12 protein-coding genes are annotated in these 18,920 nt (G+C 49.9%); 6 read left to right on the top strand and 6 right to left on the bottom strand.

Going from position 1 to position 18,920, the window contains the following annotated elements:
• Positions 1-426 precede the first annotated feature (426 nt).
• A protein-coding gene (locus SIC15_RS10875; protein ID WP_412535859.1) for an IS3 family transposase occupies positions 427-1,634 on the top strand; the annotation gives its coding sequence in 2 pieces (ribosomal slippage) (positions 427-754 and positions 754-1,634; 1,209 coding nt in all).
• A 228-nt stretch (positions 1,635-1,862) separates the two neighbouring features.
• Entirely contained in the window at positions 1,863-2,762 is a 900-nt protein-coding gene (locus SIC15_RS10870; protein WP_412535858.1) for a hypothetical protein, read from the top strand.
• Here SIC15_RS10870 and SIC15_RS10865 read toward each other — a convergent pair.
• Positions 2,738-3,991: an IS256 family transposase gene (locus SIC15_RS10865; protein ID WP_412535857.1), complete on the bottom strand. Its 1,254-nt coding sequence runs from the start codon at positions 3,989-3,991 to the stop codon at positions 2,738-2,740. The genes SIC15_RS10870 and SIC15_RS10865 overlap by 25 nt on opposite strands.
• 179 nt (positions 3,992-4,170) lie before the next feature.
• On the opposite strand from SIC15_RS10865, the gene SIC15_RS10860 reads away from it, so the two are divergent.
• Positions 4,171-4,626: a hypothetical protein gene (locus SIC15_RS10860; protein ID WP_412535856.1), complete on the top strand. Its 456-nt coding sequence runs from the start codon at positions 4,171-4,173 to the stop codon at positions 4,624-4,626.
• Positions 4,627-4,640: 14 nt separating this feature from the next.
• Here SIC15_RS10860 and SIC15_RS10855 read toward each other — a convergent pair whose 3' ends face one another.
• Positions 4,641-5,777 (bottom strand): glycosyltransferase family 4 protein, encoded by a 1,137-nt coding sequence (locus tag SIC15_RS10855; protein WP_412535855.1) that lies wholly within the window; start codon positions 5,775-5,777, stop codon positions 4,641-4,643.
• Between the two features lie 730 nt (positions 5,778-6,507).
• Between SIC15_RS10855 and SIC15_RS10850 the strand changes: the two genes are divergently transcribed.
• Positions 6,508-7,386, top strand: coding sequence for a hypothetical protein (locus SIC15_RS10850; RefSeq protein ID WP_412535854.1), 879 nt, complete (start codon positions 6,508-6,510; stop codon positions 7,384-7,386).
• Positions 7,387-8,013: 627 nt separating this feature from the next.
• On the opposite strand, the gene SIC15_RS10845 is transcribed toward SIC15_RS10850, so the two are convergent.
• From SIC15_RS10845 to SIC15_RS10830, 4 genes are all read right to left on the bottom strand, one after another.
• Entirely contained in the window at positions 8,014-8,943 is a 930-nt protein-coding gene (locus SIC15_RS10845) for a glycosyltransferase family A protein (RefSeq protein ID WP_412535853.1), read from the bottom strand.
• Between the two features lie 78 nt (positions 8,944-9,021).
• Complete coding sequence (locus SIC15_RS10840) at positions 9,022-10,542, bottom strand: lipopolysaccharide biosynthesis protein (protein WP_412535852.1); 1,521 nt, start codon at positions 10,540-10,542, stop codon at positions 9,022-9,024.
• A 1-nt stretch (position 10,543) separates the two neighbouring features.
• Positions 10,544-11,524: a glycosyltransferase family 2 protein gene (locus SIC15_RS10835; RefSeq protein ID WP_412535851.1), complete on the bottom strand. Its 981-nt coding sequence runs from the start codon at positions 11,522-11,524 to the stop codon at positions 10,544-10,546.
• Positions 11,525-11,686: 162 nt separating this feature from the next.
• Positions 11,687-16,189, bottom strand: coding sequence for a kelch repeat-containing protein (locus SIC15_RS10830; protein WP_412535850.1), 4,503 nt, complete (start codon positions 16,187-16,189; stop codon positions 11,687-11,689).
• A 229-nt stretch (positions 16,190-16,418) separates the two neighbouring features.
• Here SIC15_RS10830 and SIC15_RS10825 point away from each other — a divergent pair, with 229 nt between their 5' ends.
• Entirely contained in the window at positions 16,419-17,336 is a 918-nt protein-coding gene (locus tag SIC15_RS10825) for a GNAT family N-acetyltransferase (protein ID WP_412535849.1), read from the top strand.
• A gap of 47 nt (positions 17,337-17,383) precedes the next feature.
• Positions 17,384-18,901 carry an exosortase gene (gene xrt / locus SIC15_RS10820; protein ID WP_412535848.1) on the top strand — a complete coding sequence of 506 codons (1,518 nt, stop codon included), beginning with the start codon at positions 17,384-17,386 and terminating at the stop codon, positions 18,899-18,901.
• Positions 18,902-18,920: the final 19 nt, after the last annotated feature.

Below are 18,920 nucleotides of genomic sequence, written 5' to 3'. Positions count from 1 at the left end.
TTGCACTACACGCGAATTGTTTTCGGCCAGAGTGATGTCTTGACGGCGAGTTTCAACTTTTATGGCTTTCTGGCCTTCTTTTTTCTCGTTCTGATCAGGTTTTATCTCGGGTTTTCCGCATTCCGCGGATGGTATGGGCTCCTTCTTAGCGCTGGACTTGCTCTCGATACGGGCGGACGTAGCAGACGCATGACTTTTGTTCGGCCTCGGGGGACCGGTCTTCCATAGAATCTAGACTACTTGCAGGGGGCATTCCTTTCTCTCGACTCTGTCTTCAGAAAACGACAAGGCATATCGCGTAGGCTTCCCTTAGCCCCCTCGTGGTTGTTTTGATTCAGTCTAATTTGGTAGTCGCCCCCATTTAAACCGGACACCTTGGTAGAAGCAAAGGCCTAGGCATAGACCTAGTGCAAAGGAGTGTCCAAGGTGGAGAGAATCGAAGTCATAACCGGAGTGCAGCGCCGTCGCCGGTATTCCACGCAGGAGAAGGCATTCATGGTTGCGGAGTGTGAGCAGCTAGGCATGTCAGTATCGCTTGTAGCCAGGCGTCATGGTATATCAGCAAGTCTGTTGTTCCGTTGGAAGAAGCTGATGAAAGACGGTGGCATGTCCGCGATTGAATCTGGTGATGAGGTTGTAAGCGCATCCGAGGTGAAAGCCCTGAACAAGAAGGTTCGGGAGCTGGAGCGGATGTTGGGCCGTAAGACGATGGAAGCTGAAATACTCCGGGAAGCCCTGGAGGTGGCTCAGTCAAAAAAGTTGATCTCGCGCATGCCGTTGCTGCCACCGGACGATACCCTCTGAAGCGGGTTGCGGAAGTGCTGAAGGTATCGCGCTCCAATCTGTTGGATCGTCTTCATGGTCGCCAGAAAGGCCGAAGCCCGAAATACAGCAAACAGGACGATGACCGGCATTTAGCGTTTATCCGTGAGCTGTGCGATGCCCGTGCTGCCAATGGCTATCGAAGGATCACAGCTCGACTGAATCGGTTGCTCGCAGCCAACGATGAGCGAGTAAACCACAAGCGCGTGTATCGACTGATGAAGCAGGATGGACTGCTGTTACCTCGTTATACGGGACGGCCTCAGGAGCGCTGTCACAACGGCCAGGTAATCACGTTGAAGCCAGACCTTCGCTGGTGCTCGGATGGCTTTGAGATCCGTTGCTGGAACAAGGAGGTCGTTCGCGTGGCCTTCAGCCTGGACTGCTGTGATCGCGAGTTGATGCGCTATGTAGCGACCACTGGTGGCATCACCGGTGAGATGGTTCAGGACCTACTACTGGAAAGCCTGGAATACCGGTTCGGCCAGTCAGAGCGAGTGCCTCATCCGCTGGAATGGCTGACGGACAATGGCAGCTGCTACATTGCCAAAGAAACGCGAGCCTTCGCGTCCTCTCTGGGCTTTGCAGTGTGTACCACACCGGTGAAAAGCCCTCAGAGCAACGGCATGGCTGAGGCCTTCGTGAAGACGTTCAAGCGGGACTATGTGTACCTGAACGATCTCCCTGATGCCGCCACGGTGATGGCCCGGTTGCCGGAATGGATCGAAGACTATAATCGCAGCCACCCGCACAAGGGGCTGAAAATGAAATCGCCCTGGGAGTACCGGGCGGAACTGGCATCAAACGAATGAGGTGGTGTCCGGTTTAGCGGGGGCAACTACAAATTTGCCAATTGGGCAGTTAGGCTGACAGCAGCGGGGTGTGGGAAAATCCTAAACTGCAGCTAACGGAGACGCTGACCATGCGGGCGCTAATTAAGAGAAGGGTGGTCCAGTGAGCATCTACCCGTGGTTGTTGATCGCATTGATTGCTGAGAACTGACAGTGTCTATCAATGAAATTTATAAAGGGAGTAGCCAAATGAATTCATCTGAATTTGGCAAAATAACAAACGGACTTGCAACCAAGAAAAGCCAAATTGATGATCAAACAAAACTGGCGTTTTGGCTTTACCTTTTGTATCTAATAAGTTTCTTTTTGCGTCTGCCAGCACGTCTCCCTGCTCTTGGTGCTATCAGCTTTGACTTTTTGCTGGTTGGATTAATTGTCTTCCTGATTCTGGGAGCAAAGGCCACAAAAGGCGCAAAGCTTGATATTGCCTCAAAATATCTTCTGGCCATTTTCGTATATTCTATAATTACGCTGCCACTTGTGGAATGGCCTGGTTCCGTTGTTAATAATGGTATGGTCGCTTTCATTAAAGGTGCTATATTCTATTTTTTTACAGTAAATTTGGTTTCTAATATCAAGAGGCTAAAAAGTGTTATTTTTGTTTTCGTTTTATGTAACCTAATAAGGATATTAGAGCCTTTACTATTAAATATAACTTCGGGATATTTGGGTTCTTCAACCTATATTGGCAGTGGTGAATTCGCTGGCCGCTTGGCTGGCGCACCTTCTGACACAATAAATCCGAATGGACTGGCATTTGTAATAGCCACAGTTATTCCTTTTCTGCACTTCGTATTTGCACCGATTAACAAAAAGACCTATGCCCTATACCTTTTGTTGATTCCTATACTGATCTATACAATGATTTTAACAATGTCCCGCTCGGGCGTTTTGGCGTTGGCTATAATAGCGGTTGGGATATGGTTAAAGAGTTCTCATAAGGCGGCATTGATGATCCTTGGAGCGCTCGGGCTTGTTGTTATTTCTATGAGTCTTAACGAAGTTCAGAGAGATAGATACTTGTCCCTTGTTAGCGAGTTATTGTCAAATCTGGTGTATGACCATCAGGCAGCGCTCCTGTCAGATTGATCCTCCACCGGTATTCCATCCTGAAACTGCACGTTGTCCACGACCAGCTTCAGTTGGTTGAACCCCTTGATCCGCTTCCAGCGTTTCTGGGCGGATTGGAGCAACTTGAACACCATCGATAACGTGGTGTCGCGATTGCCACAAGACCGGCTCCGCTTGGTTCTCAGCCGTACTGTGGCGAAGGTGGATTCAATCGGATTGGTGGTCCGTAAGTGAATCCAGTGAATCGCCGGGAAATCGTAGAAGGCCAGCAGCTCATCCCGGTCCTTCTCCAGGTTTTCCATGGCCTTCGGGTACTTGTCCCGGAACCGCCGCAAAGCGCTGTCAAACGCCTTGTGGGCGCTGTCACGAGTCTCTGCCAGGTAGATCTCATGCAAGGCTGACTTCACCTTCGGTTGCACCGACTTGGGCAGCTTGTCCAGCACATTGGCCGTCTTGTGCACCCAGCACCGCTGGTGCCGGGTGTCCGGAAACACTTTGCTCAGAGCCTTCCAGAAGCCCAGTGCGCCGTCACCCACAGCCAGCCTGGGCGACGGCTCCAGACCACGTTCCCGCAAGTCCGTGAGCAGCTCTCGCCAACTGGCCTCGGACTCCCGGTGGCCATCCTCGACAGCCACCAATTCCTTGTGGCCATGCTCAGTCACGCCGATGATTACCAGCAGACAGAGTCGATCGTCCAGCCGGACGTTGCTGTACACGCCGTCGGCCCACCAGTACACATAGCGTTTCTGGCTCAAGTCCCGGCGCTGCCAGTCCTTGTGCTCATCCAGCCACTTCGCCTTGAGCCGGGAGACCGTGTTCGCCGACAACCCGTTGGCCTGCTCGCCGACCAGCGCGCTCAGGGCCTCCTGGAAGTCACCGGAGGAGACGCCCCGCAGGTAGAGCCAGGGAATCAGTTCCTCCAGACTCCGGGCACGCTTCAGGTAGGGTGGCAGCAGGTGGCTGTTGAAGCGAATGCCAGAGCCACTGCGGTCCCGGACTTTGGGAACCTGGACTTCTACGTCGCCGACGCCGGTCTGAACAGTGCGTTTGGGAAGGTGCCCATTGCGCACCACAGCACGGCGGCCATCCGGTGTCTTGACGTCTGCGCACTGCTTCAACAGGCTCTCCAGCTCCGTCTCGACAGCCTGTGCAATCAGATCACGGGCACCCTGACGGATTAACCCGTGCAAGGGATCGTTGCCGGCTACCTCTGGTTGTGAAAGAGCATGCAGGTTAGACTTGGACATGGCGTATCATTCCTCTGTTGGTTGTGATCGTCGCGGTGATCAACCAACAGGATACGCCACCCCTTCAACCTGCTTCCATACACCAGAAATCACCATAACTCCTTGTTAGCTCCGATGCGCGACAGTCGGCTTCGGCAGAAGGTCGGATTGAGGGTTGGTTTTCGGATTTCAAGGTCGCGATGAATCGCCCTGTTATTGGTCATGGGCTGGGCACCTCTAGGGAGGCCAACTGGAACGTCGCTGGTAAAGACCAAATTTCCCATATTCTTTGGGCCGAAATCTGGCAGGAAATAGGGCTAATCGGTTTGGTCCTTTTTATTCTGTATCTCAAGGCAATGGTCGGAAACTTTATCAACGCGGGAAAGCTTGTTCGAGATCGCCTTGCAGAGAACGATTTTCTGCACCGGAGTATTCAGGCAATGCAGGTCTGGCTTCTGATGAATCTTTTGTTCAGCTTTGCCAGTTATGGTTTAAAAAGTTATGAGTGGTATCTGTTTGGTGGGTTATCGGTTGTTATTTTTAAGTGCGCACAGACCAAAATAGCGGCTGCGGATAGATGCATGCTTGCGGATACCCGTAATGCCCTCCAATTGAGCAAGTTCGCTCTCGCCCGGAAAGCCAATCGTTGGGAATGAGGGGGGGCATCAATCTAACTCAATACCTGCTCATACAGAGCCTGGATCTGTTGTGACGTTCTTCTTACATCAAATCGTTTTACAGCTTCTGGTACATACTCCACAAATGGCTTAGCACCCTTTCTCAGGCATTCGATAATTCCGTTAGCCAAACTTTCTGTATCGCCTGTTTGAACTATGACAGCGGGGGTGCCGCTCAAGACCTCTCTGAGTCCAATACAGTTGCTCCCGACAAACGGAACGCCTGCGGCTAAAGCCTCCATTGGCTGCAACGGACAGGCTTCCCATCTGGAGGGCATTGCAATAATGTCGCAGCCTTTCATTGCACCCGAAACATCGGCCGTAAACGGAATAAAAGTAAAGGCACTGGACAAATTAAGACGTTCAATATTTGCCTGCTCCTCGCGAATGAATGCACCGGAACCAAAACATGCCACGTGGAGTTGAGAAAGCTTCCCATCGTCGATGAGTGTTTTGACAGCTTCGACGAGGATGCCAAAACCCTTCTGACCCATGAATCGCCCAAAAAAACCAATTAAGACAGTATCCTGTGGGAGGGAGAGCTCGGATTTTAAGTCTCGAGCTACAGCGGACTCAAAAGCATTTGTGTCCACTCCATTCAGAATGACCTGCATTCTTCCTTTTTGCAGCCATGGCAGAGCACCGGATAAATTAGCTTCGGCATCTACAGATACCGATTGGATTATCTTACATTGACTCAAGGCAGAGAATAGACCGATCTTTTTTAACACTCCTTTCCAGCCGGAAAATTGAGTGGGCAAAAGCACATCATGGGAAGTGCAAATAACTGGTACCTGTTTCAACCTCGCTGGGAGAACGCAGCCGACTGCAGAAGTAAAGCCGTGCGCGTGAACCAGATCAATCTTTTGTGCCTGAAGCGTTTTCCTAACTAGACTAAAGCAAGACCTTAGCTCATTTCCATCCGTCGGGAACAATAGCCATTCAGATACGATTGTTCCAAGGTCCTCTTGCAAGGTTCCAATTGCTTCGGTATCAGGACCTAAAAACACAAACTCGTATTCGTTAGACGGAAACCCTGCAAGAACGTACTTCAGAAAGGTTCGTATTCCGCCTACTGGCCAGCGAACTACAAGCAGCACTCTTCGTTTTGGTACATTACGTTTTCCCATCGCGAGATCTCCAACAATTAAACCGAGAGATATTCTAACTCATTGGAAACAGGCATTACCTGTTTTGTTTTTTTGGGCTCTTGGTCATTCTTGTAAGCGCCAATACCACTGCCCATTACCGTACAAGATCCTTTGTAATCTCCGTACTTTTGCACTGGAGGTTGTTGTGAAACCAAAACACAGGAAAGCCCGTCGGTTGTCTGTGGTCGACAAGTAAAAAGAAATTTAACTCACACCGAATTTTCTGCCCAGCCTGACCTGCACGCCACGGGCTTAACCTGATACGGGAACAGGGTCAGGAGCCGGATTTTTCCAACTCTGGGTGGACCTAATACGGGGTCAGGGTCAATTAACCGACCTTGCAAAGCAGTGAGCGGTTAGACAAGGGGGGCATGTCAGAATGTCCTCAGTACCGGGGTGGGCCCCAAACGATCTAAATCGGTATGAGCAGCTGAGGGGGCGTTAAGGGAATTGGCGAGCTCGTAAAGCGTTGAAAAATTCGACAATCCTTGCCGTGAGCACTAACCTAAATACCGGAGTGATCAACAGGGGTAGTTAGATTCGCGCTGGGGCAAACCGATTAAGGATATTTATTATTACTGTCCTGGAAATTGCATCTATTATTTCAATCTTATAGAGGTAAATAACTAAGTGCCTGACTAAATAGTAGCGAGGGAAGCGTGACTTTTTAGGTTATTCGTTGAATCAAGGGAAGACGTTGAGTTTTAATATGAAAGAAAATCTGAAAGTTGGTTGTGGAACATTAGCGCTAGGATTGGAGTACCGGGTATTGGCGAGGCTACTTGCCTACGATCTTGGAGTTTATCATCCAGATTTGGTCTTTTATGTATTGACTGACGATCCGGAGAGTTTCGAAGGTTTTTCCAATGTTAGAGCTATTAAGCATGAGTTTAGTGGCGTAAGGGCTTGTTACCATGATAAAAGGCATGTCGTTTCTGAAATTTTCAAAGACGATGTGGATATTTGTGTTTTTTTAGATGCCGACAGTCGACTAGTATATCCTATAGATTTCTCCGATTTAATAAAAGACGGTTTTTTTCTCGTAGCGACTTGGGCTAAAAATCTATCGGAAAAGCATGGCTTTAAGATTTCCGAGTGGGACGGAAGGTGGTCTTTTAACAACCCCAAAAAAGAGCAGGCACTGTTCGATCGACTAACAATGAAGTTTGGTATTCGTACCTCTGAGGTTGATTTTGTTAAAGAATCACTTTTTGCAATAAACAAGAACCACGGAGATTATGAGCTTTTTTTAAAAGCGTGGGACTATTGCGCGACCTATTCAACAATCAGGTTATTTGAGTTTTCTGAGGGTAGCTCAATTGGAATTTCCGCCAAAGTGGCAGGAGGGAGGGTATACTCCATGTCCAAAACTCCCGTTTGGTATTTTAAGGATATATATACAAATGTCGCCCTAAAAACTGAAGCGCAGAGGAATATTAACCTATTAATGACCAAATTGCGTCACGGCATCGGCAAGGACTGCAGATCTAAATCTAATGTTCTAGTGATGTCGGCTCTGTTTGTGTGGCGATATATAAAGGTTTACGTAAAGAATAAACGTCATTTGTTTAAAAAGCCGCTATATTAAGGTTTGGTTTGCAGTCTGTTCAGGGTGATCGAGTTTTGTTTTGGATTTTAGGTCAAATAATCCTTGACCCACGCTCTCGGAATCACATCGGCTGAGGGTTCTCAAAACCCTTTCATTATAAGTAATGCTAAGCTGACGTAGCCACCGTGCAGGCGCGGGACGTTTTAATCACTGCGGGAGAGAATTCCCAGTTCTGAGTTGGAGCCATCCAGCGGTCATATGCCTTACTAATAACGAAATAGTACAGTTTTGGTAGGCTTTATTTGTTGATTGTCAGGTCCCTGATCTGATCAGTTTAGCTCAGTGGCGATGCAAGGTTTCAATTACGTTGGTGGGGGTAGGTGCAGCAGGAAACTAATTCAGCTTTTTTGAAGCTGATTTTGCGTTTGGCCTTTTGTGCAGACGAGGTGGCACTTCTGATACCTCTTGCTGGCGAATTCTTACCCAGTCCAATCATGTGGCTAGGCCACCTGCCGAAGAATGGCTTCATAGAATTTGGGACGCTGATCCGCCCAATAAGTTCTTTATGCTGTCGCCGATTTCCAGTTTTAAGTCTCCGCATGAAATGAATCGAAATGATGTAGTTTGTTATGTGCGCTACTACTCTCTGTTTTCAAATAAGGATCGCTAAACTCTCAATCCTATTTTTGTTAAGAAAATTGTAATTATATTCTTTAAATCATGTTTGGCTTCCCTCCAACTTCCAGGAGGGAAGGTCTCAAAATATAGTTGTAAATAGCTTTTAGTGTCACCTTTTCTCAGCAAGCAGGATTGCAGAGCCCTTTTGTATTCTCGGACTCTAGTCTGAAGTCGATGTCTTAACTCAGGAATAGATTCTTTTTTATTAAGAGAGTCTCGACTCTGGATCAAATATTTTAGCATTCGCTCATTGTCACTACTCATATTTGTATCGTGTAAGCGCCGATAAAAACCAGTGTTGGGGTTTATTATGATAGGTGCCTGCATGGCCACGCGATATATTAAATGAAAGTCTTCACATGCTTTAAGGGCTTCGTCGAAACCACCGATTGCCTTAACTACTGAGGTTCGAAATAAAGGAGACGAAGCGATTGCAAAGTTTTCCTCTAGCAGTATTCTTCGACATTCCTTCGAGTTGAGCTGAAAGGTCTCATTATCGTGCCCGATTATTTTTTTTTGCAAAATAGAACAACTTGAAAAATGGTCGTTGAACCTCTCAGTTTCTGTGAAATTCCAATAGTTTGAAATTGAAATTACAGCATTGGAGTTTTTATTGAGGTCGGCCACCTGGCTTTGGATTTTATCTTTCATCATCACATCGTCGGCATCAAAGAACGTGACATACTCTCCCCGTGCGTGCCTTAGTCCGGTGTTTCGAGGCGATGCACAGCTCCCGCTATTTTCCTGGTAAATGTATTTCACTTTGGACCTGAAAGAGGTGACGATCTCCTTCGTATCATCCGTGGATCCATCATCAACAACAATGATCTCCAGATTGGCATATGTTTGGTTGACGATAGATTGAATAGTTTCTGAAATATAATCAGATGCGTTGTATGCGGGGATAATTACTGTCACAAGTGGGCATTTCATAATTTTTCGAACTCAAATGCTTTATCTTTGTATACGGAATTTTTTAAGTAGCACGATATTTTTTCATATCAAAAATTTCAATCGTTCACTCGGTAACAGTTTTCTCAGCTCTTTCTTCTCATTTTCAGAGAACGCCATTTTTATTCCGATGATGCCACATATTGTCACCATGGTTAATGCCAAGGAGAATATCTCGTAATAACTGTGAAGCTCGATGACGGTTTTCGTCCAAAAGAAAATAATAGATGTGGGAATTACGATTACCAGAATAGGTCGCACCATGCAGAGGAAATAGTCTTTGGCGTTCATTTCAATTGCTTTACAGGCGTAGAAGGGAAGAAAGAATAGCCTGAGCACGAGAAGGGGGAGCATTGTGCCGAGGGCGACGCCAATAAGCCCCAGATATTGAACGAGAATTAGACTTAAACAGAGATTAAGAATAACTTCGCAGATGTCGAGTTTTGCCGCAATACTGTGCTTGTTGGCTGCGTACAGCGCAGAGTTTAATGGGTGGTTGGCGAAGCCCATCATCCGGCCGATCAAGAGAATCACCATCACCCAGTAGGCGTCGTCATATTTAGGCCCCATCCAGCGGGCGATGAAGGCCTCACCGAATATCACCAGTCCACCTCCCGCGATTAGTGCCGCTACAAGGTTCAGGCGGGTAATGAACAGTAATTTGCTGTGCAGTTCCTTGCTGTTTTCTTGGGCGTGATAGCTCGTAAAGATAGGCACAAACATATTGGTGGCCTGGCTCAGAAACTGGGCCACATAATCGACCAGGCGTAACCCAATTGCATAATGGGTCACACTGGCAGCGGACAGGAATCCGGCCACGACGAAGTTGTCGACGTTGTTTCTTAACTGGTATGCAATGGCGATCACGAAGGACCACGCGCTGTATTGGAAAAGCTCTTTTCCTTTATCTATCGCCGCGAGACGACGAGAAAACTTCAGGGCAGGGAAGGCGGCTTTACAGATCAGGAGATAACACAGGTTGGAGATGCGTGCCGTACAGAATGTGATTACAGCCAGGGCTACGACACCATAGCCTTCTGAGATAAACCACCAGGTTAAAGCGGCCCCGAGCAGTGTCACGCTTGTCCTGGTCAATGCGACCTGGTGGAATTTGAGCTTCGCGCTGGCGACACCCGCCAGAGCATTGAATGGAAACTCCAGAGCTACCGAAACACCAATTATGAGCACCAGTAACTGAATGATGTCTTTTTCGCTCTCAGAGTCAATGAACAATCGGCTGGCGAAACTGGCCGCAATGCTCGCGAGGATAATGACCGCTGCGATGGCAAGGTATATAAGGAGCGCTGTATTTATCGTTTCGTTCGCTAGTTGGTCATTTTTTAATCCGAATGCACGACTTACATATCGGGTCACGGCACTCGCCATGCCCATATCAAATAGATGATAGGCCGCTGCAAGGCTGCCTATCACGGTCCAGATGCCATACCAGTGATCGCCCAACTGGTGTATCAGGAATGGCATCATGAAGAAGGCGACGATGATGCTTACAAAGGTTTGCGAAACCCGTGTAATTGACCCTTTCAGAAGTTCTATAGCAGTAGACACGTCAGGTAATGCTGCCAGTTGCTTTTAGTTGCTTTAGCTGGCTTACAACCCGGGCCGGCAGCGTTGAAACGATCAGATAGAATAGGTTTTTTCGGCTCGGTTGCTTTAAAAGCGCTCGAAGAAAAGCCTTCCTTGCTTCGTTCATTCTGTATTGGCTGAAGTAAGAATAGCCGCTTTCGAAATGGTACCGCCCGATCCTTTTGTCGAGTAACTTCAGTGCTGTGGGGTCATCTAGATGGTATTGCTTCATTTTTTCAATACAAGCTATTAAACCCGGGGCTCTATCTTCTATGCTGCGTAACGAAATACTGCCGGATCGCACGCGATATTGGTGGTAAATCTCGGGAATGTATAATAAGTTGAACCGGCTTGCTATAGCCTGCCACATCAGGAAATCGTCGGAGTTTCTGACGTCCTCATCAAACCCGCCCACTACATCGAACACATGTCGCCTTATGGCGACGCCAGAAGTTCCAAGGTAGTTGGATGCGGCCAGCCCTCGTAAAGCAGTGCGGGCGCGGATTAAAAACGCGTTGTTTCCAACCGGTTCTTTTTCCAGGCCAGCAAGTGTGCTGTAGGCTGCGAGGAAACTCGGATTAATCACAGAGCCTTGTTCATCAATGCAGGCAAACCCCGTGAAGGCAAGCCCAGCTTCCGGTGCCTGGTCCATACACTTTATTGTTGTGGCCAATTTGCCGGGAAGCATGATGTCGTCAGAGTCAAAAATGAACACCAGCTCACCCAAACATTCCCGGATGGCCCTGTTTCTCGGAGCGGCTGGGCGACCGCTGTTGGCCTGGTGAAAGTATCGAATCCTGGCGTCATTGAATTCGTTAACTACTCTGGCGGTTTGGTCGGTTGAACCGTCATCAACAACAATTACTTCGAAGTCTTCGAATGACTGTTCAAGAATCGAGCGAAGGGTTTGGCCGATGTACTGCTCAGCATTGTAGGCCGGAATGATAATTGAGGCTTTTGGCATATGCGTCCTTGCCACAGCAAACAAATTCTTGGTTGTTTGGCATTATAGCTTATGTGGCTTGTGGATAAACACAGTTTGCCCGGGCATCAATTCGTCATTTGATAGCCGGCAGGACCGGCCTTGAATTCTGCCAATCCTGCCGTGCTGACTGTTGTCTGAGGTTCAGAACTTCATGGCCTCCATTGAACTGGTAAACGAGGAGCCGGAAGTAGTACCGCCACCCATGATGTAGAGCGTATTGTTAACCGTTGCCGACGCCGCTCCGTGCTTCGGCGTTGGCACGTTCGTCAGGGGACGCCACGTGTTTGTCGCTGGATCGTATTCCTCGTTCTGCTCAAATACGCCGGTAGGTGTGTTCTCGTTCAATTCACCTCCAGCCACTTGTGCCTTGCCATCAATAACCCCTACGCTCATGGCACGCCTTCCGGTTGGCATCGGCGTCATTTCGGTCCAGATGTTCGTGGCGGGGTCGAACATTTCCACGGTTTTCATCGCGCCTTGAATGGTGTTCCCATTTGCTTCCCGGTTGCGGCCGCCGAAAACGTATATCTTTCCGTCGAGGACCGCAGAGCCGGGGTTATCTCGAACATATGTCAGAGGCGTGGCAGTTTGCCAGGAGTTGGTTGCGGGGTTATAAACCTCTACCACGCTCAGAGAGGCGCCCTGATCGCTCATGCCGCCCATCACATAGATGAGCCCATTGACAGCCTGTGCGGTAACGCCCCCTCTTGCTGTCGGCATATCAGCCAATGCAGACCAGCTGTTACTCGCGGGATCATACACAGCCGCATTGGCAACTGCACCTGAGAACGGGGCCGTGGAGCCGCCGAACACATAGAGCTTGCCATTCAGGGCTGTAACGGCGGCGTTCTCTACTGCCTCGCCCGGGAGGTTGGCTCCCTGGCTCCAGCTGTCAGTTGACGGATCGTAAATCAGCAGTGTGCTCAGGTGGCCGCTGCTGTTTTTCCCGCCCACGGCGTAGAACTTCCCGTCGATAGAGGCGCCGGACGCATCCAGCACCGCCAGCGGGGCAGGTGCTCTGGCCTCCCAGCATCCGAGACTGACCGGCATCAATGCAGTCAGCTTGCCACCACCGAATTCACCTACGAAAAGGTTTCCGGAGGGTGACTTCGTCATTGGCAGCGGGTCGTTGAAGCCGGTCACCAGGGGAGCACCTTCCGTGCCGATTGTCCCGGTTTCATCCAGCTTGACGCGGAAGATGTCGTCACCCACGGAGTAGTTGGTGATCAGCAACTGGCCGTTCAGGAAATCACCAACACAGCCTTGAGCTCCGTCATACTCGATAATTGCGTTCGCAGACTTGTGCTCACCCAGGTTGTAGATGGGTTCCTCGAAGTTCGGAAGTGGAGCAACACCTTGGTAAGACCCGTCTTTGAATACGCATTCGTCGCGGTGGGGGTTGGGGTGCCCGTAATAGCTACCCTCCTTGACTAGATGCAGGAGGTCAGGTTGGGCTCCGGGATTGTGTCCGCCATTCAGATAGCTGGCCGTGCTTGCAAGACCCAAACAGGCAGGTTCGGGGCTTGGAGGATAGGTGCCGGTGACGCCGAGGCCGTTATCTGTGGCGTACATGTTGCCATTGCTATGAAAGACAAAGTCGTAGCTGTTGCGCAAGCCGGTAGCGTACGTTACCACATCACAAGGCGGAGGCCCGAAAATGTTGGTTTCATTGTTACAAGTGCCGTCAAAGTCTGCAGCAAAGACGTTTGCTACGAGTATGGCGGCGCTCAGCGGCTGCTCCTCCATCTGACCGAACTCGGAATTGGATTCATTCGGCGCACCAGCACCTGTGTTACCACCCATGGCAATATAAAGCCGATTATCCTCTGGTCCGAAGTGGATTGAGTTAATGGAATGGTTTGCTATGGCTCGGGGCAAACCTGTGATGACGTGCTCAACTTCCCTAAAGTTGGTGCCTCCAATACGGGTAACCATGCCGGAATTCGGTTCTCCGTTTTCGATTGAGGGGCTGGAATGCGCAATCCACAATTCCACATCTGTAGGGGTAGAATAGGGCGACACGGTTATTCCCAAGGTCAGTCTTGGTCCAATATTACTGGTGAGTGCCTCAATAGTCTGATCATCAATTACGTTGAGTTCTTCATCGAAGGTCAGGGCACGAATGGTGCCAAACAGCTGGGTCACATAGAGCCTGTCATCGGGCCCCCAGACCATTGACGTCGGGTAGCTGACGTTGTGTTGCCGTTTAATGAAATCGACACTCGAATTTGGCGTGAGCGGGGTTTCCCCTTCCTGGAGCGTGAACTCGTTAAAGCGGTAGACCATTGGTGCCGACGCATGACGATGCGTGGCAAAAATACCGGTGAAACTCCGGGTTCCGATTTCCGGGTCGATGCCGGCGGCATCAAAGCTGAAGAATTCGTCTGGCGGGAATAGGGTGTCCAGCTTATAAGTCGACCCTCCGTTCAGGCTGTAGTTCAGCTCGACATTGCGGGAGTATGGATTAACGATGAGCCCGAACTTGGCGTCTGAACCCACCAGGCCGCTTACCGGGACATTCTTTTCAACTATTTTCATGCCCCCGACTTCAAGCAGGTAGTGAATCACTGTGCCTTTGGGCGTTGAGGCTGCGACCAGTTTCAGATAATTGTCTTCATCATTTCCGAACCAAAGCCCCGCTTGTTCGTACTTTCCGGTTCCCGCAGGTACATCAAGTACTTGTGTTGTAATTCGGGTTATCTGATTTGGCGCGGCAAAACCAACAGCTAGTGCATTGTCCAGAGAATTTACGCCTTCAATGTTTAGCCCCGAGGTTGTTGTTAGCTCTAAATACCCCTGCAGGAAGTGCATCTCGAGGTTGTTCTGGATGTATCCGGTACCTGCTGTGGGTTGATCAACCCAGGTAAAACCGGTTCCCCAGCCGTTTTTGTCCATGTAATACCCCTGGCTCTCAGTAAAGCTGAGCTGGTAGGGGAGTCCGACCCTAACCTCGCTGCATTCTACGGGTGCGCACTTATCGTTGCTGGCAAGGCTGAGAGTTACTGGTACATTGACCGGATCACTACCTGAGGGTGAGAGGGTTACCGTTCCACTGTAATAGCCGGACGCCAGGCCTGTGGAGTCAACGGTGACTGAGATGTCCTCTGGGGTCTCGCCGGTACTCGGCGATGCTTGAAGCCAAAGCTCATCTGTACTCACGGTAAAATTGTGGGCAAGCCCGTTAGAATGACTGACGCTCAGGGACTGACTTGCAATGGGAGCACCTGGCTCGCCGGCAAAACTCAGGGAACCGGGTGCAACAAGCAGCCCTGTGGCACCATCGGTAATGGTAAGAGTATAAGTGAGCTCGGCAGATTCATAACCACTTGCCGACGCTGTCACCGTCGCGTTGTATGTGCCTGTAGGAAGTCCGGCAGGATTGGCCGTTATTGATATTGTGGCTGGCGTGGTTCCTGAGTTGGCGCTGGTGGTCAACCAGGCTTCACTCGATATAAGACTGAAAGGAGCACCGGCCTCGTTGCTATCGTTGAGCGTAACACTGGTCACTATGGGGTCCGGGTTATCAACGTGCCGTGAACCTGCAAGTGAGGACGTGCTGAATTCCAGACTGGAGACTTGATTGGCAACGTCAAAGAATTCGGTAACCTCGTGAAGGCTGTTATCTGTCAACCTCACAACCGCTGTGATGGTATGGCTGCCATCCTGGAGCGTGGTTGTATCGAATGGCAGAGCTAGATTGTTGCTGGCCGTGCCGGCCAGATCGTAAGGCGCAACATTCTCAGTTTGATTGGGGGTTCCGGATTTCTGCGGGTTGTCCACATAGAACTGGACCCGGTTCATATCGGGCTGCTCTGGAACGAACACGTAAATATCACCGGATACGGAGCTGCCTTGAAGTGAGCTGGCCCCGGATCGGTCGGGGCTGGTGCTGACCATCAGGGAATAATTACTGACCTCGACAGGAAGTACTTCGAGAGTCACGAGTAGGGAACTGCTTCCCGCACCTGTGCCCGACACTTCTACAATCGCTGTATAGTCACCGGCAGCCAGACCGGACGGGTCTGCAGTTAAGGTGACGGAGTCAGGCGTGGTTCCAGAGGTCGGAGTAATGCTTAACCAACTGGCATTATCAGATAGGAAAAAATCCACACCACTGTTGTCGGACGTTTGCAGAGCCACTGTGGTTGATGTTGGAACGGTTGCTCCTTCCTGCGCTGTAAAGAATGCTTCTGCTTGCCCGAACTCGAATACCGGGATTGAGTTATTAACTGTAAAGGCTGTCGACAACAGTTCTGTGCTGCCGCTGTCATAGTAAACCGTTGCGTAAACGCTGTGTTGTCCATCTTGAATGGAGGAAGTATCAAAAGCGTAGGCCGAACGGTCAGGCGCGGTACCTCTGAAATCAAAGGGTTCTACCCGTTCGACCTGGAGAGCGGAGGCTGGAGGGGGATTATTGAGATAAAAATCCACCCGTTTTATGCCGGATTCGGGCCCTACAAAGATGTAGCGATTGCCACTGAGTTCCGCGCCGTTAAGTTCGGTTGGTGCTGAGCGATTTGCGAATTCGCTAACCAGAAGCGATGGGGCGGCTGAGGCCGATAGGTGCACTGAGAAAAAAAGGACAGCGAAAAATAGCGCCATTACCGGCTTGAGGGCTGGTTGGCGAGATATATTTAGGATCATTCTGCAGTGCCTCCGGTTAAATCATTTAGCCGTTACAACTGCCAATGCAGCATCAATGGTGCCAAAACGGCGCTTAAACCGTGATAACAATGTGATAACCTGCCAATAGATCGGTGCTCGTTACGGACTTGTAAGATTTGTCGACACGCTTTTTTTGAGTACTCAGACAAGGAAGATCGCCTTCGTGAGCCTATTTCAGACGAGTGCCTGGCAAGGAGCCTGGTGGGACGTGTGGGGAAGCACCCCGGGCTTTCAAGTTGCTGTGGCCGGGGGGGAAGGGCAACCTGGTCTGTACCTTGACCAATACCTTTTGCGGGGCGTTCTGCCTATCCGCTGCCTACAGTTTATAGGTACCAACTACCGCCGGGTTTCGACGCCCAGAACAGAATACAATGGAATAAACCCCGCCTGGTTTACGGGCGATGATTCAAAATCAGTGCTGGACCTGCCTTGGAGCGAAGCGGTTTTCCGGGATTTGATCGACAACACAGCGCAAATTGATGAAATCAAGAGGCTGTGTTTAGAGAAGGGGTGGTTGCTCCGAATTGTTCACGAAGACTGGGCATACCAAATCTTCACTTCCGTTGCCTTCTCCTCCTACCTTAAATCTCTTGGCTCCAACACTCGGCTGCGACTTTTCAATCGGCGTAAGCTGTTGGAATCCTGCGGTGCAGTTGAGCGCAAAAATTTATGGCCCGCTAATCCAGACGGCTTTTTTGAGTTGTTGAATGAGTTCCATGAGGCACGATGGGGCGCTCCCTGTTTCGGCGATCAGAGCCTGGCATTCCATAAACAGTTTCTCAAAAACATTGTAGATGAGGGCGGGGCACCGGAACTTTCAGTCATTTACTGTGATCAGAAAGCAATATCTGTTCTTTACAACGTGGCCTTCGAAGGTGTCGTATACAATCTACAATCGGGCTTTCTGGAGGCGTTTCATCGCAAGCTTGCACTTGGAACACTTCATTTGGGCTACAGTATTGAGGATGCATGTCTCAGTCCGGATATTCGGACCTTTGATCTTTTGGCGGGCGGGGGCAAAAATGAAGACTATAAAAAACGGCTGGCGAACATTGTCACCCCTCTTGTCTCGGTGATGATTGTACGTAGCAGATTCTTAAAGCTACTTTATCGGCTAAAACCCTGAGACTGGTATACATGGAACGTTATTTCGTAGCCCCTCCAAGGACGTGGTTGATCCCTCTGATTGTTATTTCATTGCTTCTTGCCGGGCTCTGGCCTGCGTTAGAGGTTCTGGGAATGCGCTGGCTGAAATTTGATCAGTCCTACTCCCATGGGTTTCTGGTTTTGGCGGTAAGTGTCGTCTTAACCGTTCGCAAATGGCTTAAAATACGCCCAAGCGTAGGCCTCTATCCGATCTGGCTTGTTCCGCTGTTGGCTGCAGGAATGGTCTATCTCGTGGGGACCCTACTGCTGATGGAAGCTTTGCAGCAGATTGCGCTTCTGCCGTTGTTGGTAGGTGCTCTCTTGCTCATTTGGGGCTGGGATCAAACGAAAGCGTTTTTTCTTCCACTCGGTTTGTTGTTATTCGCAATACCCGTCTGGGACTATCTGTCATGGCCGCTCCAGCTTATCACCGTAGCGGTGAATCAGTTTTTCCTCTCGTGGCTGGATATCGAATTTGTAGTAGAGGGTGTCTTTGTTTATTTTCCCGGCGTAGGCGCATTTGAGATCGCTCACGGATGCTCGGGCTTGCGTTATCTGCTGGTGGGCCTGACGTTGTCGACGTTGTACGGTGAATTGAATTACCAAGCACTTCGTTCCCGTTTTTATTTGCTGGTCGCAGGTGCATTGTTGGCATTGGCAGCCAACTGGATTCGCGTATTTGTCATCATTTACATCGGTTACAAATCCGATATGACCTCCTCTCTTATCAATGAACATGATTATTTTGGTTGGTGGGTTTTTGCTGGCACTCTAGTGCCTCTCTTCATTTTTGCCCGGGTTCTCGAGAATCGGGAGCGGGCGCCAAGCGGGAACATGGATAGTGCTGCTGATTGTCAGATCCAGGCGCCGGGGTGGCTGTCGGTGTCTGGCGTCGTTTTCCTGCCAATTTTTTTGTTTTCACTGGCAGCTTTGAATGCGGATGCTCGGGAGAACACCCGTGTATCCGGGGGTAGTCCAGGCTCCTTGGGTTCCCTTGTGGAAAGACATCATTTGTTGCCTCTGTTCAAAAGTTCACTTCTAGGCTGGCATCCGATATTGCACCGACCAGATCGCTCTCGGGTCGATGTTTATCTGGATAGGTCGAATGGCGGTGCAGGTGAGGAGCTCCAGCTGGAGATGCTTACCGGGCTTTACGTTTACGAGTGGCAGAGGCCTGGCGGGGAGCTGGTGCATTACAATAACAGGCTCTATGACAGGGAACTGTTTTTGCCTGAAAGGACATTTGAAGTCGATGCCGGAGATGGGCAAAAACTACGTGGCATTGAGCTGAGGTACCGGCAAACCGATGTCCGGGTTCACGTCGCCTATGGATATTACGTGGAGGGTCGCTGGGAAGTAGATGAGCTACGAGCCAAATTGGCCCAGATCCCCGGCATTTTCAATCGAAGAAGTGACGCTTCGCTGGTAGTTGCAGGGGTCGCCTGTGACAGCTGTGATGGTCAACGAGTCTTGAACAAACTTTTCCCGGAAGTGAGAGAAAACGCGCAACGCCAATTGGATAGCCTTTATAAGACTGGTGAGTAGGGTAGCCGCATGGCTACCC

The organism is Marinobacter sp. MIT932201, from assembly GCF_047123295.1.
In the GTDB taxonomy this organism is placed as follows: Bacteria; Pseudomonadota; Gammaproteobacteria; order Pseudomonadales; family Oleiphilaceae; genus Marinobacter; species Marinobacter salsuginis.
Note: the sequence above shows the minus strand (reverse complement) of the source record. Positions and strands in the feature narration are given on the sequence as shown.

Coding starts and splice junctions, on each gene's coding strand:
- SIC15_RS10870 (WP_412535858.1), top strand. CDS start 1,863: ATGAATTCATCTGAATTTGGCAAAATAACAAACGGACTTGCAACCAAG.
- SIC15_RS10865 (WP_412535857.1), bottom strand. CDS start 3,991: ATGTCCAAGTCTAACCTGCATGCTCTTTCACAACCAGAGGTAGCCGGC.
- SIC15_RS10860 (WP_412535856.1), top strand. CDS start 4,171: ATGAATCGCCCTGTTATTGGTCATGGGCTGGGCACCTCTAGGGAGGCC.
- SIC15_RS10855 (WP_412535855.1), bottom strand. CDS start 5,777: ATGGGAAAACGTAATGTACCAAAACGAAGAGTGCTGCTTGTAGTTCGC.
- SIC15_RS10850 (WP_412535854.1), top strand. CDS start 6,508: ATGAAAGAAAATCTGAAAGTTGGTTGTGGAACATTAGCGCTAGGATTG.
- SIC15_RS10835 (WP_412535851.1), bottom strand. CDS start 11,524: ATGCCAAAAGCCTCAATTATCATTCCGGCCTACAATGCTGAGCAGTAC.
- SIC15_RS10830 (WP_412535850.1), bottom strand. CDS start 16,189: ATGATCCTAAATATATCTCGCCAACCAGCCCTCAAGCCGGTAATGGCG.